14 protein-coding genes are annotated in these 15,275 nt (G+C 64.2%); 13 read left to right on the forward strand and 1 reads right to left on the reverse strand.

The features are described 5' to 3' along the window. Positions 1 to 113 precede the first annotated feature (113 nt). From cysS to QX034_RS26190, 4 genes are all read left to right on the forward strand, one after another. On the forward strand, positions 114 to 1,532 hold the full coding sequence (gene cysS, locus QX034_RS26175) for a cysteine--tRNA ligase (RefSeq protein WP_315729719.1): 1,419 nt from the start codon (positions 114 to 116) through the stop codon (positions 1,530 to 1,532). 114 nt (positions 1,533 to 1,646) lie between these two features. Next, positions 1,647 to 2,150, forward strand: a complete 504-nt coding sequence (locus QX034_RS26180; RefSeq protein WP_315729718.1) for a GNAT family N-acetyltransferase — start codon at positions 1,647 to 1,649, stop codon at positions 2,148 to 2,150. Further along, the gene (cimA, locus tag QX034_RS26185; RefSeq protein WP_315729717.1) at positions 2,147 to 3,745 is read left to right on the forward strand and encodes a citramalate synthase; all 1,599 of its coding nucleotides are present in this window, start codon (positions 2,147 to 2,149) and stop codon (positions 3,743 to 3,745) included. The genes QX034_RS26180 and cimA overlap by 4 nt, the downstream gene beginning before the upstream one ends. 112 nt (positions 3,746 to 3,857) lie before the next feature. After that, a complete protein-coding gene (locus tag QX034_RS26190) occupies positions 3,858 to 4,235 on the forward strand; it encodes a VOC family protein (RefSeq protein ID WP_315705228.1) in 378 nt (125 codons plus the stop codon). 11 nt (positions 4,236 to 4,246) lie between these two features. Here the strand turns inward: QX034_RS26190 and QX034_RS26195 are convergent, their stop codons facing one another. After that, entirely contained in the window at positions 4,247 to 4,849 is a 603-nt protein-coding gene (locus tag QX034_RS26195; RefSeq protein WP_315705229.1) for a TIGR00730 family Rossman fold protein, read from the reverse strand. A gap of 239 nt (positions 4,850 to 5,088) precedes the next feature. Between QX034_RS26195 and QX034_RS26200 the strand changes: the two genes are divergently transcribed. The 9 genes from QX034_RS26200 (at position 5,089) to QX034_RS26240 (ending at position 15,266) form a co-directional block, all read left to right on the forward strand. Beyond that, positions 5,089 to 7,041 (forward strand): ABC transporter ATP-binding protein/permease, encoded by a 1,953-nt coding sequence (locus QX034_RS26200; protein WP_315705230.1) that lies wholly within the window; start codon positions 5,089 to 5,091, stop codon positions 7,039 to 7,041. 82 nt (positions 7,042 to 7,123) lie between these two features. Next, positions 7,124 to 7,822 carry a phosphatidylserine decarboxylase gene (locus QX034_RS26205; RefSeq protein ID WP_315705231.1) on the forward strand — a complete coding sequence of 233 codons (699 nt, stop codon included), beginning with the start codon at positions 7,124 to 7,126 and terminating at the stop codon, positions 7,820 to 7,822. Positions 7,823 to 7,914: 92 nt separating this feature from the next. Continuing rightward, a complete protein-coding gene (locus QX034_RS26210; RefSeq protein WP_315705232.1) occupies positions 7,915 to 8,799 on the forward strand; it encodes a phosphatidylcholine/phosphatidylserine synthase in 885 nt (294 codons plus the stop codon). Between the two features lie 103 nt (positions 8,800 to 8,902). Further along, positions 8,903 to 9,649 (forward strand): RraA family protein, encoded by a 747-nt coding sequence (locus QX034_RS26215; protein ID WP_409977518.1) that lies wholly within the window; start codon positions 8,903 to 8,905, stop codon positions 9,647 to 9,649. Between the two features lie 188 nt (positions 9,650 to 9,837). Beyond that, complete coding sequence (locus tag QX034_RS26220) at positions 9,838 to 10,611, forward strand: motility protein A (protein ID WP_315705234.1); 774 nt, start codon at positions 9,838 to 9,840, stop codon at positions 10,609 to 10,611. Positions 10,612 to 10,643: 32 nt separating this feature from the next. Further along, positions 10,644 to 11,474, forward strand: a complete 831-nt coding sequence (locus QX034_RS26225) for a flagellar motor protein MotB (protein WP_315705235.1) — start codon at positions 10,644 to 10,646, stop codon at positions 11,472 to 11,474. A gap of 240 nt (positions 11,475 to 11,714) precedes the next feature. Next, entirely contained in the window at positions 11,715 to 13,637 is a 1,923-nt protein-coding gene (locus tag QX034_RS26230; protein ID WP_315705236.1) for a potassium transporter Kup, read from the forward strand. Between the two features lie 133 nt (positions 13,638 to 13,770). Further along, entirely contained in the window at positions 13,771 to 14,094 is a 324-nt protein-coding gene (locus tag QX034_RS26235) for a rhodanese-like domain-containing protein (RefSeq protein ID WP_315768109.1), read from the forward strand. Positions 14,095 to 14,102: 8 nt separating this feature from the next. Beyond that, a complete protein-coding gene (locus tag QX034_RS26240; protein WP_315705238.1) occupies positions 14,103 to 15,266 on the forward strand; it encodes an aminotransferase in 1,164 nt (387 codons plus the stop codon). The last annotated feature ends 9 nt before the right edge of the window (positions 15,267 to 15,275 follow it).

The raw sequence follows: 15,275 nt of genomic DNA on the forward strand, positions 1-15,275 counted from the left end.
TCCGGCCGAGCCCGTGGCGAGGGCAAGGGGCAGGTCAGGGGTCAGCTAACGCCTGTGGTCCGACCATCGCTGTCGCGATTGCGTCGCAGACCGAGGCTTCTGGGAACGGGTCGATGGAATTGCGTCTGTACGATACTTCGTCGCGGGAGAAGCGCAGCTTCGTGCCGCTCGATCCGAACAACGTCCGCATGTATGTCTGCGGGCCGACGGTCTATGACTTCGCCCATATCGGCAATGCGCGGCCGGTCATCGTCTTCGATGTGCTGTTCCGGCTGCTGCGGCATCGCTATGGGGCCGATCACGTCACCTATGTCCGTAATATCACGGATGTCGACGACAAGATCAACGACCGCGCCGCGCGTGACTATCCCGGCCTGCCGCTGAACGAGGCGATCCGCAAGGTCACGGAATTGACCGAGCAGCAGTTCCATGACGACGTCGATGCGCTCGGCTGCTTGCGCCCGACGATCGAGCCGCGCGCGACCGAACATATCGCCGAGATGCGCGCCATCATCGAGAAGCTGGTCGCCGGCGGCTTTGCCTATGTCGAACAGGACCACGTCCTGTTCTCGCCGGGAGCGATGAACGCGGCGAATTCGGTGCTGCCGCGCTATGGCGCGCTTGCGAACCGTTCGCTCGACGAGATGATCGCCGGCGCCCGCGTCGACGTCGCACCCTACAAGCGCGACGCCACGGATTTCGTGCTGTGGAAGCCATCCAAGCCGGGCGAGCCGTCCTGGCCGTCGCCGGCCGGCATCAAGGTCGAGGGGCGGCCCGGCTGGCACATCGAATGCTCGGCGATGTCGTGGAAGCATCTCGGCGAGACCTTCGACATCCATGGCGGCGGCATCGATCTCGTCTTTCCGCATCACGAGAACGAGGTCGCGCAGAGCTGCTGTGCCTTCCACACGTCGCGCATGGCGAACGTCTGGATGCACAACGGCTTCCTGCAGGTCGAGGGCGAGAAGATGTCGAAGAGCCTCGGCAACTTCGTGACCATTCGCGAACTGCTCGCTGATTGGCCGGGCGAGGTCCTGCGTCTCAACATGCTGAAGACGCATTACCGGTCGCCGATCGACTGGACGCTGAAGGGGCTGGAGGAGAGTGCGAAGGCGCTCGATGATTGGTATCGCATCGCAGGCGATGTTCCCGGCGGACGCCCGGCCGATGCAGTCATTGAGGCGTTATGCGATGATCTCAATACGCCGCAGACGATCGCTTTGCTCCACGGATTGCGCGGCCAGGCTGCCGTGGGTCATGAGGACGATCGCGCGACCTTCGCGGGTTCGCTGCGATTGCTCGGATTCCTGTCTGAGAGTGTGGCGCAATGGGACGCCCGCAAGCAGCAGGCGAGTGGCATTGACGCCGCACAGGTCGATGGCCTGATCGCGGCACGCACCGCTGCGCGCGCCCGCAAGGACTTCAAGGAATCCGACCGCATCCGTGACGAGCTTGCGGCGATGGGCGTGGTGCTGAAGGACGGCAAGGGGCCGGACGGAAAGCCGGTCACAACCTGGGAGATCGCGCGATGAGCCGGCCCGACACGCCTTTTCCGCGGCATTGGCTGTACTACATCCTGCTGAAGCTGGCGCTGATCGCGGGCGCGGTGGCGCTGGTGACGAAACTTTACGGCTTGTGGTGAGGATATGGGACAGGCTCTACCGAAGGCAGCGCTGCGGCCCTTTCTCGCCGCCGATACGCCCATGCTCGCCACGATCTTTGTCGCCGCGATCCAGGAGCTGACAGGCGACGATTACAGCGAGGACCAGCAGGAGGCCTGGGCTTCCGTGGCTGACAATGAAGCGGCCTTCGGCAAGAAGCTTGCTTCCGAGCTGACCTTGATCGCGACGATGCAGGGCTCGCCGGTCGGCTTCGCCGCTCTCAAGGGGAACGACCATGTCGACATGCTCTATGTGCATCCGAGCGTGGCCGGGCAGGGCGTCGGTACGCTGCTCTGTGACGCCCTGGAGAAGCTCGCCGGCGCTCGCGGCACCAAGACCATCTCCGTCGATGCCAGCGATACCGCGATCGATTTCTTCAAGAAGCGCGGCTACGCGGCGCAACAACGCAACAGCGTGACGATCAACGGCGAATGGCTTGCCAACACCACCATGAAGAAAGAGCTCGGCGGCTCGGGAGCGCAGCCATGAACAGGGAACGGCTCTATCTATTCGACACCACCTTGCGCGACGGCGCGCAGACCAACGGTGTGGATTTCACGCTCGCCGACAAGCAGGTGATCGCGCGCCTGCTGGACGATCTCGGCATCGACTATGTCGAGGGCGGCTATCCCGGCGCCAACCCGCTCGACACCGAATTCTTTGCCGAGAAGCCGAAGCTCGGTCACGCCCGCTTCACCGCCTTCGGCATGACCCGGCGTGCCGGCCGCTCGGTCTCGAACGACCCCGGTGTCGTCGCGCTGCTGGACGCCAAGGCGGATGCGATCTGCTTCGTCGCCAAATCCTCCGCCTACCAGGTCAGGGTCGCGCTCGAGACCACCAATGAAGAGAACCTTGCCTCGATCCGCGACAGCGTGAGCGCGGCCAAAGCCGCGGGGCGCGAGGTGATGCTCGATTGCGAGCATTTCTTCGACGGCTACAAGGAGAATGCGGAGTTTGCGCTGGCTTGCGCGAAGGCCGCCTATGACGCCGGCGCGCGCTGGGTGGTGCTGTGCGACACCAATGGCGGCACCATGCCGCATGAGATCGAGGCGATCGTCGGCGAGGTGGTCAGACACGTCCCCGGCGATCACGTCGGCATCCACGCCCATAACGACACCGAGCAGGCCGTGGCCAATTCGCTCGCCGCGGTGCGCGCCGGGGCGCGGCAGATCCAGGGCACGCTGAACGGCCTCGGCGAACGCTGCGGCAATGCCAATCTCTGTTCGCTGATCCCGACCTTGAAGCTGAAACGCGATTTTGCCGACCGTTTCGAGATCGGCGTGTCCGACCAGCAGCTCGCGGGTCTGATGAAGGCATCACGCACACTGGACGACATGCTCAACCGTGTGCCGAACCGGCATGCGCCTTACGTCGGCGAGAGCGCCTTCGTCACCAAGACCGGCATCCACGCCTCAGCCGTGCTGAAGGATCCGCAGACCTACGAACATGTGCTGCCCGAAAGCGTCGGCAATCACCGCAAGGTGCTGGTCTCGGACCAGGCCGGGCGCTCCAACGTGATCGCGACGCTGGATCGTGCCGGCATCCCGTTTTCGAAAAGCGATCCCAAGCTGACGCGGCTGGTCGAGGAGTTGAAGGAGCGCGAGGCGGCCGGCTATGCCTATGAGTCCGCCAACGCCTCGTTCGAGCTGCTGGCGCGCCGCACGCTCGGCAGCGTGCCCGAATATTTCCGGGTCGAGCAGTTCGACGTCAATGTCGAGCAGCGCTACAACGCGCGGGGCGAGCGCGTGACGGTGGCGCTGGCGGTCGTGAAGGTGGATGTCGCCGGCGAGCGGCTGATCTCGGCCGCGGAGGGAAATGGCCCGGTGAATGCGCTCGACGTCGCGCTGCGCAAGGACCTCGGCAAGTATCAGCGCTACATCGAAGGATTGAAGCTGATCGACTATCGCGTGCGTATCCTCAATGGCGGCACCGAGGCGGTCACCCGGGTCCTGATCGAGAGCGAGGACGAGCAGGGCGAGCGCTGGACCACGGTCGGCGTGTCGCCCAATATCATCGACGCCTCGTTCCAGGCGCTGATGGACTCGGTATTCTACAAGCTGGTGAAATCGGGCGCGCCGGGGTGAGGGTATTCGTCATTGCGAGGCGCGAAGCGCCGAAGCAATCCAGGCTGGTACAATGGAGGCAGTCTGGATTGCTTTGCTTCGCTCGCAATGACGGAGGGAAGAGGGGACCACCATGATCGACCACGTCTCTGTCGGTGTCAGCGATCTCGACCGCGCTGCGCGCTTCTATGAAGCGACACTGGCCGCCCTCGGGCTGGCGCGCCTGGTCAGCCGTCCCGCGACGGTCGGTTTCGGCAAGGCTTACCCGGAATTCTGGATCAATCTCCGTGCCGGCATGCCGCGCGTCGGCGCCGAGAGCGGCACGCACATCTGCCTGCGCGCCAAGACCACCGCCGAGGTCGATGCATTCCATGCCGCCGCGCTCGAGGCCGGCGGCGCATCCGATGGCGCGCCGGGTCTGCGGCCGCACGATCGCGTGCGCTACTACGCGGCGTTCATTCTCGACCCCGATGGCAACCGCATCGAAGCCGTCACATTTCCCTCGGAGTAAGCCCCCAAGCCTCAGAGCCGCTTGGCGATCTCCGGCTCCATCTGGGTGGCTTCCTTGGCGACGCGCGCGGCCGCCGCCTGCAGGCGCGGCAGGATGTCCTCGACGCGCTCGGCCTTCAGAAGGTCGATGGAGAAGCCTGGGCGGATGAACTCGGTCTCGCCCATATGCGCGAGCAGCGCAAACAGCGGTTCCCAGAACCCCTCGATATTGGCGAGCAGGATCGGCTTCTGATGGCGACCGAGCTGTTTCCAGGTCAGCTGCTCCACCAGCTCTTCCAGCGTCCCGACGCCGCCAGGCAGCGCCACGAAGGCGTCCGAGTGCTCGAACATCAGCCGCTTGCGCTCATGCATGTCGGGCGTGATGATGAGATCCTTGAGCGGCATCATCACTTCCTTCTTGACCAGGAAGTCCGGGATAATGCCGGTGACGTTGCCGCCATGGTCGAGCACGGATCTGGCGACCGCGCCCATCATGCCGACCGATCCGCCGCCATAAACGAGCCGAACCCCGTTCTCGGCGAAGATCTTGCCGAGGGCCTTTGCGGACTCGATGAAACTGGGATGGGTGCCCGGGCCGGAGCCGCAATAGACACAGACGGTGCGGATTTCGGTCATCTTAAATGTTTGGCATTGCAGCATAGAGGCGTCAAGACGGGAGTGGCAGTTGATTCGCATTTGCGCCAGCTCGAGCAAAGTCTAGCAGCAAATGCGATCCGCGAACGCCGCGCAAATACTGCGCCGCCGCGACAGATTTACTCCGCGCGAGGGTGCAGGCGCCGATCAGACGCTCTATATGACGGCAGCACTACGTCGCATCACAACATCCCACGATCCACGCTGTTCCAGGTTTCTTGATGGCTCCGTCTGACTTGCCTCCGCATACCGGTGACGCGCCGCAGCCCGCGCGCGCTCCTCTGGAGCAGGGGACGCTTGCCGGAACCCTGAGGCATTTGTGGCCGTATATCTGGCCGGGCGATCGCGTCGACCTGAAGCGGCGGGTGGCATGGTCGGTGGTGCTGCTGCTCGCAGCGAAGCTCGCGACCTTGGCGGTGCCCTTCACCTTCAAATGGGCGATCGACGCGCTGACCGGCGCCGACACTGCGCCGATTGCACCGTCGAACTGGACGGCCTGGCTGGTTGCCTCGCCGCTGATCATGGCCGCAAGCTACGGCGCCATGCGCATCCTGATGGCGGTGCTGACGCAGTGGCGCGACGGTATCTTCGCACGGGTGGCGATGCATGCGGTACGCAAGCTCGCCACCATCACCTTCGTCCACATGCACGAATTGTCGCTGCGCTTCCATCTGGAGCGCAAGACCGGCGGGCTGACGCGGGTGCTGGAGCGCGGCCGCAACGCGATCGAGACCATCGTCCGCATGGTGATCCTGCAGCTGATCCCGACCATTGTCGAGGTCTCGCTGCTGAGCGCCGTCCTGCTCTGGCAATTCGACTGGCGTTATGTGCTCGTGACGCTGGCGATGGTCGGGGCCTATCTGTACTACACCTACATTGCCACCGAGTGGCGCATCGAGATCCGGCGCCGGATGAACGATTCGGACACCGAAGCGAACACCAAGGCGATCGACTCGCTGTTGAACTACGAGACGGTGAAATATTTCGGCGCCGAGGCGCGGGAGGCCCAGCGCTACGACCGCTCGATGGAGCGCTACGAGCGGGCCAGCGTGAAGACCTATACCTCGCTGGCCGTGCTCAATGCGGGGCAGGCCGTTATTTTCACGATCGGCCTCACGGCGGCGATGTTGATGTGTGCCTATGGCGTTCGCGAGGGCCGCAACACGGTCGGCGATTTCGTCCTGATCAACAGCATGCTGATCCAGCTCTATCAGCCGCTGAACTTCATGGGCATGGTCTATCGCGAGATCAAGCAGGCGATCATCGATATCGAAATGATGTTCGGCGTGCTGTCGCGCGATGCGGAGGTCAAGGATGCGCCCGGCGCCAAGCCGCTGGTCGTGACGTCGGGTCACGTCCGGTTCGAGGATGTGCGCTTCGCCTACGAGCCGGAGCGGCCGATCCTCAAAGGCCTGAGCTTTGATGTACCGGCCGGCAAGACGGTCGCGATCGTCGGTCCCTCCGGTGCCGGCAAATCGACCATCTCCCGGCTTCTATTCCGGCTCTACGATGTTTCGGGCGGCCGTATCCTGATCGACGGCCAGGATATCCGCCGGGTGACCCAGGCCTCGCTGCGGGACAAGATCGGCATGGTGCCGCAGGATACCGTGCTGTTCAACGATACCATCCGCTACAACATCCGCTATGGCCGATGGGATGCCAGCGACGCCGAGGTCGAAGAGGCGGCACGGCTGGCGCAGATCGACAGCTTCATCCGGATGGCGCCGAAGGGCTACGACGCCCAGGTCGGCGAGCGCGGCTTGAAACTCTCCGGCGGCGAGAAGCAGCGCGTGGCGATTGCACGCACGGTGCTGAAGGGACCGCCGATCCTGGTGCTGGACGAGGCCACCTCGGCGCTCGACAGTCATACCGAGCACGAGATCCAGGAGGCGCTCGAGCGCGTGTCGCGCAACCGTACCTCATTGGTGATCGCGCATCGGCTTTCGACCATTGTCGCTGCGGACGAGATCATCGTGATCGACCAGGGGCGCATCGCCGAGCGCGGCACCCATGGCGAGCTGCTGGCCCTGGGCGGCCTCTATGCCAGCATGTGGAATCGGCAGCGCGAGGCCGAGGCTGCGCGCGAACGGCTCGCACAAGTCGATGACGATCGCGATGCCTCCGAAAGCCGGCCGCCGCTGCCGAATGACCCGCTCGCAACGGCGGCCGAATAATCGCCGCCTTCCAAATGATTCATTTTGACCTTCCCTGCCTGCATCAATAGGCAGACAGGGACAACAGCCAACGAAACAGGCCATGTCGATCAGCAATTCCATTCGTGCCCAGATCCCGCCGATCCATCCCGAGGGCTATCCGTTCATCGGAGGCTTCGCGCTGGTCAGTCTGATCCTGTTCTGGATCTGGACGCCGCTGGGCTGGATCGCCACCGTGCTCACGGTCTGGTGCGCACTGTTCTTTCGCGACCCGATCCGGGTCACTCCGCAGCGCGACGGCCTGGTCGTGGCGCCCGCGGACGGTCGCATCTCGATGATCACACGTGCGCTGCCGCCCGCCGAACTCGGGCTCGGCGACCAGCCGCTGCCGCGCATCTCGATCTTCATGAGCGTGTTCAACGTCCATGTGAACCGGAGCCCGATCGCGGGCCGGATCGACCGGATCGCCTACCGCCCGGGCGCCTTCATCAATGCCGAGCTCGACAAGGCGAGCGAGGACAATGAGCGCAACTCGCTTCTGATCACGACGCCCCATGGCCGCGTCGGCGTGGTGCAGATCGCGGGCCTCGTCGCCCGCCGGATCGTCTCTTTCGTGCGCGAGGGCCAGACCGTCGGGGCAGGCGAGCGCTTCGGCCTGATCCGCTTCGGCTCGCGGCTCGACGTCTATCTGCCGGAGGGGACCACGGCGCTGGTTGCGGAAGGGCAGACCGCGATCGCGGGCGAGACCATTCTGGCCGATTTCAATGAGGTGAACTCCGGGCTCAGTTTCCGGACCGCTTGAACCCCTGAGCCGCGAGAACGACGTATTGGCTTGGGAGGCTCCGGGATCGCGGCAATGGCGCCGCAGCGACCGGTGAGCTATATGGCCCTGTCATGACCTACGATCCGAACGCTTCCGACATCCGCCGCCGCCGGTTTCGGCCGATCCCGGTGCGGATGCTCGTCCCCAACATGATCACGTTGCTGGCGATCTGTGCCGGGCTCACGGCCATCCGGCTGTCGACCGAAGGGCGGATGGAGCTCGCGGTCGCCGCGATCGTCTTTGCGGCCGCGCTCGACGGTATCGACGGACGGATCGCGCGGCTGATCAAAGGGCAGTCCAAATTCGGTGCCGAACTCGACAGCCTGGCCGATTTCGTGAATTTCGGCGTCGCGCCCGGTCTGATGCTTTATTTCTGGCAGTTGAACGAATTGCACGATAGTGGCTGGATCGCCGCGATGGTCTTTGCCATCAGCATGAGCCTGCGGTTGGCGCGCTTCAATGCCACCTTGGACGATCCCAACAAGCCGCCCTTTGCGGCGAACTTCTTCACCGGCGTGCCGGCGCCGGCTGGCGCGATCACCGTGCTGCTGCCGATCTATCTGGCCTTCCTCGGCACACCGAAGCCGCCGGCGCTGCTGACGGCGTTCTATACGCTGTTGATCGCATTTTTGATGGTGTCGCGGCTGCCGGTGTTCTCTGGAAAGACCATACGGATGCGGGTGCCGCCGGAATTGGTGCTGGTGGTCTTTGTAGGGGTGGTCTTCTTCGTGGCGTTGCTGGTGGTCTATCCCTGGCAGATCCTGTCGGCCGGCTCGATCCTGTACCTGCTGAGCCTGCCCCTCGGCTGGCGATCGTATCGCGAGCAGGCCATACGGCATTCCGCGGCGGTCGGCGCGGCGGCCGCGGCGAATGCGCCGGCCGCGCCTGCAACCTCGTTCCAGGCTCCGCTGAGCCATGGCGGCGACGAGGAGCAGCCGCCGGAACGGCTGCACTGAACTCCTGCACTAAACTCCTGCAAATGAACTCGGGCGCGTATGCGCGCCCGCCGCTTTGCCCATGTGCTGGCGTCGTCTATACCGGCTCGAAGGGCGGCCTCGAATGCCGCCCGCCAGCCCGGAGAAAACGCCCGTGACCAGTTCTGCCGCCCCGCTCGATCCTTCCGTGCTCGAGGCGCTGACGCGCTACGACACCCCCACGATCTGCAACGCGATGGAGATCGTAGCGCCCGAGCGGCGGCTGATCGGCTACACCACCAAGCCTTTGGTCTGCCCGTTTCCGGATTTACCGCCGATGGTCGGCTATGCGCGCACCGTGACCATTCGCTCGGTGGTGAAGCCTGGAATCTCCGTGGAAGAGCAGGCCCGACGCCGCACCGCCTATTACGAATATGTCGGCACCGGATTCGGTCCGCGGATCTGCGTGATTCAGGATATCGATGGTCCGGATGTCGGCTACGGCGCCTTCTGGGGCGAGGTGCAGAGCGCCGTCCACAAGGCACTCGGCTGCCTCGGCGTCGTCACCGACGGCTCGATCCGCGACATCCCGCAATGGGCGCCGGGTTTTCAGGCCTTGGCCGGCTCGATCGGTCCGTCGCATGCCTGGGTCCACGCCGAGAGCTTCGGCGGCGAGGTCCGCGTCGCCGGCATGACCGTGCGGTCGGACGATCTGATCCACGCTGATCGCCACGGTGCGATCGTCATTCCATCCGAAATCGCAGAGAAACTGCCGGAAGCGGCGGAGCTGTGCGCGCGCCGCGAAACGCCAATCCTGGAGATCGCGCGCGCTGCAGACTTCTCGCTCGAGAAGCTCAAGCAGGCGCTGAAGCGCTCGGCGGAGATTCACTGATCGCTTAGCTTCCGCCTGAACGGAGCAGCCCGCGCTGGCGGGCCGCTCTTCATTTACCGGCTGTTATGCCTACTAAAATCGGTAACTCGTCCTTAATGGCGCATCCGTAGGGTTTCCCCCACGCGGTTCCGCACGACCGCGTCCGTCCAGCATGGCCGGTGGTTCGCGTACGCGGGTGGAGTAAGCTCATGGATATTATGACGGGCGCAGGGCTCGTGGCGGGCATCGTTGTCATCGCGACAATGATGCTCCTCGGCGGGAATCTTGAGATGTTCGTCTCCGAACACGCCGCCATCATTATCTTCGGCGGTTCGTTCTCGGCCACCATGATCCGCTTTCCGCTCAATGCGATCCTGCATGGCGTGCCGCTCGGCATCAGGTTCGCCTTCACCATGAGCCGGCTGTCGGCGCGCGACCTGGTCGACGAACTGGCCCGTATCGCCGAGATCGCCCGCAAGCAGGGGCCGGTCGGTTTGGAAAAAGTGGAGACCGACGAGCCGTTCCTGGCCAAGGGCATCCGCTACGTCGCCGACGGTTACGACCTCGAATTCATCCGCGACAATCTCGAGCGCGACCGCGACAACTTCCTGATGCACCTGGACGAGGGCAGCAAGATCTATCGCGCCATCGGCGACTGTGCCCCGGCCTTCGGCATGGTCGGCACCCTGATCGGGATGGTGCAGATGTTTGCCAACATGACCGACCCGTCCAAGCTCGGTCCGTTCATGGCCACCGCGCTGCTCGCCACCCTCTACGGCGCGCTGGTGGCGAACCTGTTCTGCCTGCCGATCGCCGACAAGCTGCACGGCAAGCTGCTCGACGAGGAGACCAACCGCACCCTGATCATCGACGGCATCCTGATGATCCGGGATTCCAAGAGCCCAGCCCTGGTCCGCGAAATGCTGCTGGCTTACCTGCCGGAGAAGCATCGCCATGCGGAAGGCGAGCCGGTGCCCGCCTGACGGCGCGCAGCGGCAATCCGGGGGCTTGAGGGATGGCCAAGAAAAAGCGCGGCGATGCGCATGGCGGCGGTCACGGTTGGTTCGTGACCTTCGCCGACTTGATGGGACTGCTGGTCAGCTTCTTCGTGATGCTGGTTGCGTTCTCCACGATGGATAATGCCAAGCTGAAGGTCGTCGCTGGCTCCATGCGCGATGCCTTCGGCGTGCAGACCGAGTCGCGGTACTCCGGGATCGTGGAATCGGATGGCCTGCCCACACGGCCGCGCCTGAAGAATGCCGCGCATATCTCGCCGGAGGAAACCTCGCGCGAACCGAGCCCCGAACAGGAAGAGCGCAGCTTCACCAATGGTGCGAAGCTCAAGACCGATCGCCAGTTCGCGCTGGCCGCGGCATCCTTGCGCCAGGCGCTGCAGGACATGCCGGAGATGACGGAGATCTCCAAGCACATCATGTTCGAGGAGACCAAGCAGGGGCTCAACCTGGAAATCGTCGACCAGGACGGCCGGTCGATGTTCGCCGACGGCTCGAAAGTTCCCTACGAGCGCACCCGCCGCCTCGTCGAGAAGCTCGCAGCTCCGCTGAAGGCCACGCCGCTGCGCGTGCAGATCACCGGCCACACCTCGGCAGGATTCGTGGCGTCGCGCGGCGATTACGGCGCGTTCGACTTGTCCGCCGATCGCGCCAACGCAGTCCGCCAGATCCTGGAGCGGGAAGGGCTTCCAGCCAGCCATATCTTTGCGGTGTCCGGCAAGGCTGACACCCAGCCTTTGTTTCCGGACGATCCGTCGCTGGCCGCCAATCGTCGCGTCACCATCACCTTGATGCGTGAGGATCCGCCGCTGCCTCCGGACTTGAAGCCGTAATGAGGGCACCTAGCTAATGGCAAAGGTCCCCTGGTGGGGTCCCTTCGCGCTCAGGCCCGTAAGCTGGTATGATGCCCAACTCGCGTGCGACGCCGGGAAATCGGTACCGTAGATCGCGGTTTTATGCGTTTTTGCATGGTGCGGGCCCAAAATAGGGCTAGGCTATGCAACAGGCGCAGGGCTATAAGCCGCGTCGCATTGCACATGGTGCCGTGAAGCATTTTTGAGGCCCCAGTTCCCATGACCAGTAATGTCGCAGTCACGCCCGCTGAAACGCCGGCGTCCAGTGGGCATGGCAATGCCCATTCCACCGCCAGCTATGCCGCGCTTACGCTCGGCAGCATTGGCGTGGTCTATGGCGATATCGGCACCAGCCCTCTCTACGCGCTGCGCGAGGCGGTGATGGCCGCCAGCAGTGGCGGAGAGGCGGCGCCCCACGCGGTGCTTGGCGTGATGTCGCTGATCCTGTGGGCGCTCATTGTCGTGGTGACCCTGAAATACGTGGTCATCCTGTTGCGCGCGGATAACAACGGCGAGGGCGGCACGCTCGCCTTGATGGCGCTTGCGCAACGGGGCGTCAGCAAGGGCGCCGGCGTCATCGTTCTGCTCGGTATCATCAGTGGCGCCTTGTTCTATGGCGACGCGGTGATCACGCCGGCCCTGTCGGTGTTGTCGGCGGTCGAAGGCATCAAACTGGTCACGGCGGCGTTCGACCCTTACGTCGTGCCGGTTACGCTGCTGATTCTGGTGCTTCTGTTCGCGGTGCAGGCGCGCGGCACGGCAAAGGTCGCGGCCTTCTTCGGGCCGATCATGCTGGTCTGGTTTCTGGTGATCGGAATTGCCGCCATCCCGCCGATCTTGCGCCAGCCGGAGGTGTTATGGGCCATCAATCCGTATTTCGCCGTGACGTTCATGCTCCATCACGGAATCATCGGATTTATCACGCTCGGTGCGGTCTTCCTGGCGGTGACCGGCGCGGAAGCCCTTTATGCCGATCTTGGCCATTTCGGCAAAAAGCCGATCCAGACGGCCTGGCTCTTCGTCGTGCTGCCGTCGCTGGCGCTGAACTATCTGGGGCAGGGCGCGCTCGTCATCGCTGACGCCAAGGCGATCGAGAACCCGTTTTTCCTGATGTTTCCGGATTGGGCCCTGATCCCGATGGTCGCGCTGGCCACGGTTGCGACCGTGATCGCGAGCCAGGCCGTGATCACGGGGGCCTATTCGCTGACGCGCCAGGCCATTCAGCTCGGCTTGCTGCCTCGCTTCGAAATCCGCCACACCTCGGAAGCCCATTCCGGCCAGATCTATATTCCGCGGATTACCAGGCTGCTGCTGGCTTCGGTCGTGCTGCTGGTCCTGATGTTCAAATCGTCCAGCGCGCTCGCGTCCGCGTACGGCATCTCTGTCACCGGCACGATGGTGGTGACCGCGATGATGGGCTTCGTCGTGGTGTGGAAGGTTTGGAAGTGGTCGCCGATCGCGGCCGCGGCGCTGATCGCCCCGTTCCTGTTCCTCGACCTGACTTTCCTCGCGGCCAATCTGCTCAAGGTGCTCGAGGGCGGCTGGGTGCCGCTCGCGCTGGGCGGCTTCGTCATGACCTTGATGTATACGTGGCGGCGCGGCAGTCGGCTGCTGTTCGAGAAATCGCGCAAGCTGGAATTCCCGCTCGCCGATCTGGTCGCCATGCTCGAGAAGCGGCCGCCGCAGCGCGTGGCGGGCACGGCCGTCTTCCTGACCAGCGATCCCTTGAGCGCGCCCACCGCGCTGATGCACAGCCTCAAGCACTACAAGGTGCTGCACGAGAAGAATGTGATCCTGACGATCGAGACCGCACAGACGCCGCGCCTCGATCCTTCCGAGCGTGTACGGCTCGAGCAGATCAGCCCGACCTTTTCGAAAGTGACGCTGCGCTTCGGCTTCATGGAATCGCCGAACGTGCCGCGGGCGCTCGCGATCGCCCGCAAGCTGGGCTGGCAATTCGACATCATGTCGACGTCGTTCTTCCTGTCGCGCCGGGCACTCAAGCCGGCCGCGCATTCCGGAATGCCGCGCTGGCAGGATCACCTCTTCATCGCGTTGAGCCGCACGGCCAACGACGCCACCGATTATTTCCAGATCCCGAGCGGACGTGTGGTCGAGGTCGGCACCCAGGTGACCATCTAGGCGGCGGATCGGCCGCGCCGGGCCTTGGTGGCCCTGTGGCAGCTCTGCGGCCGTGACGCTTGATTTTCAAATCGTCTGGAGTGAGTTTGCAAACAGGGGCCAGCACGGCCCCGGGCAGGGTTGGAGGATAGGCGTGGCAGTGGTGCATGATTTGACGCCGCAGGAGGTGGCGAAGGGGATCACGGAAGGCCGTTATCTTCTGGTCGACGTCCGCGAGCCGAACGAAGTTGCTGCGGAAGCCTATCCGGATGGAATCGTCGTCTCGCTTTCGGCGTTCGATCCGAAAGCCATTCCCGATCCGGCCGGAAAAGACGTCGTCTTCGCCTGCCGCTCCGGCAAGCGCTCGGTGACGGCCTCGCTCGCGGCGCAGTCGGCCGGCTTGCCTTACGACAAGCATCTGGCAGGCGGGATGCTCGGCTGGAAGGCCGCCGGCCTGCCGACCAAGACCGGCGGCTAAGCGGCCTCATGACTTCGATGAACAAGGTCTTCGCGGACCTTCCCGTCACCATTTTCGAGGCGATGTCGCAGGCTGCACGCGACAACAACGCGATCAATCTCGGGCAGGGCTTTCCGGACGATCCGGGACCGGAGGATATCCGTCGCGCGGCGGCCGATGCGGTCTTGAACGGCTATAACCAGTATCCCTCGATGATGGGGCTGCCGGAGTTGCGCCAGGCGATCGCGGCGCACTATGCGCGCTGGCACAAGCTCGATCTCGACCCGATGAGCGAAGTTATGGTCACCTCGGGCGGTACCGAGGCGCTGACATCGGCCATCCTGGCCGTGGTCGAGCCGGGCGACGAGGTGATCTGCTTCCAGCCGGTCTACGACTCCTACCTGCCGATCATCCGCCAGGCCGGCGGCATTCCGCGGCTCGTGCGGCTGGAGCCGCCGCATTGGCGACTGTCCGAGGAGATGCTGCGCGCCGCCTTCACGCCGAAGACCAAGGCGGTGCTGTTCAACAATCCGCTCAACCCCGCCGCGGTCGTCTATCCGCGCGAGGATCTGGAGCTGCTGGCGCGGTACTGCCAGGAGTTCGATGCGGTGGCGATCTGCGACGAGGTCTGGGAGCACGTGATCTTCGACGGTCGCGAGCACATCCCGCTGATCACGATTCCTGGCATGCGCGAGCGCACCATCAAGGTCGGCTCCGCCGGCAAGATCTTCTCGCTGACCGGATGGAAGGTGGGCTTCGTCTGCGCCGCGCCGCCGCTGTTGCGCGTTGCCGCCAAGGTGCATCAGTTCCTGACCTTCACCACCGCGCCCAATCTGCAGGTCGCGGTGGCTTATGGGCTCGGCAAGTCCGACGACTATTTTCTGGACATGCGTGCCGAACTGGCGCGGAGCCGTGACCGGCTGACTGCCGGATTGGAGAGCCTCGGCTTTCCGGTCCTGAAGGCACAGGGCACCTATTTCCTCACCGTCGATCTGTCACCGCTCGGTCTCAACGAGACCGACGAGGCGTTCTGCTGGCGGATCGTGAGGGATTACAAAGTCGCGGCGATCCCGGTCTCGGCCTTCTACGAGCGCGATCCGGTGACCTCGGTGGTGCGCTTCTGCTTCGCCAAGAAGGATGCAACCCTCGACACCGCACTCGAGCGTCTGTCCGACGCGATCCACCGACGCTAGGGGGTGACC

It is taken from the genome of Bradyrhizobium sp. SZCCHNR3119 (assembly GCF_032487775.1).
Classification (GTDB): domain Bacteria; phylum Pseudomonadota; class Alphaproteobacteria; order Rhizobiales; family Xanthobacteraceae; genus Bradyrhizobium.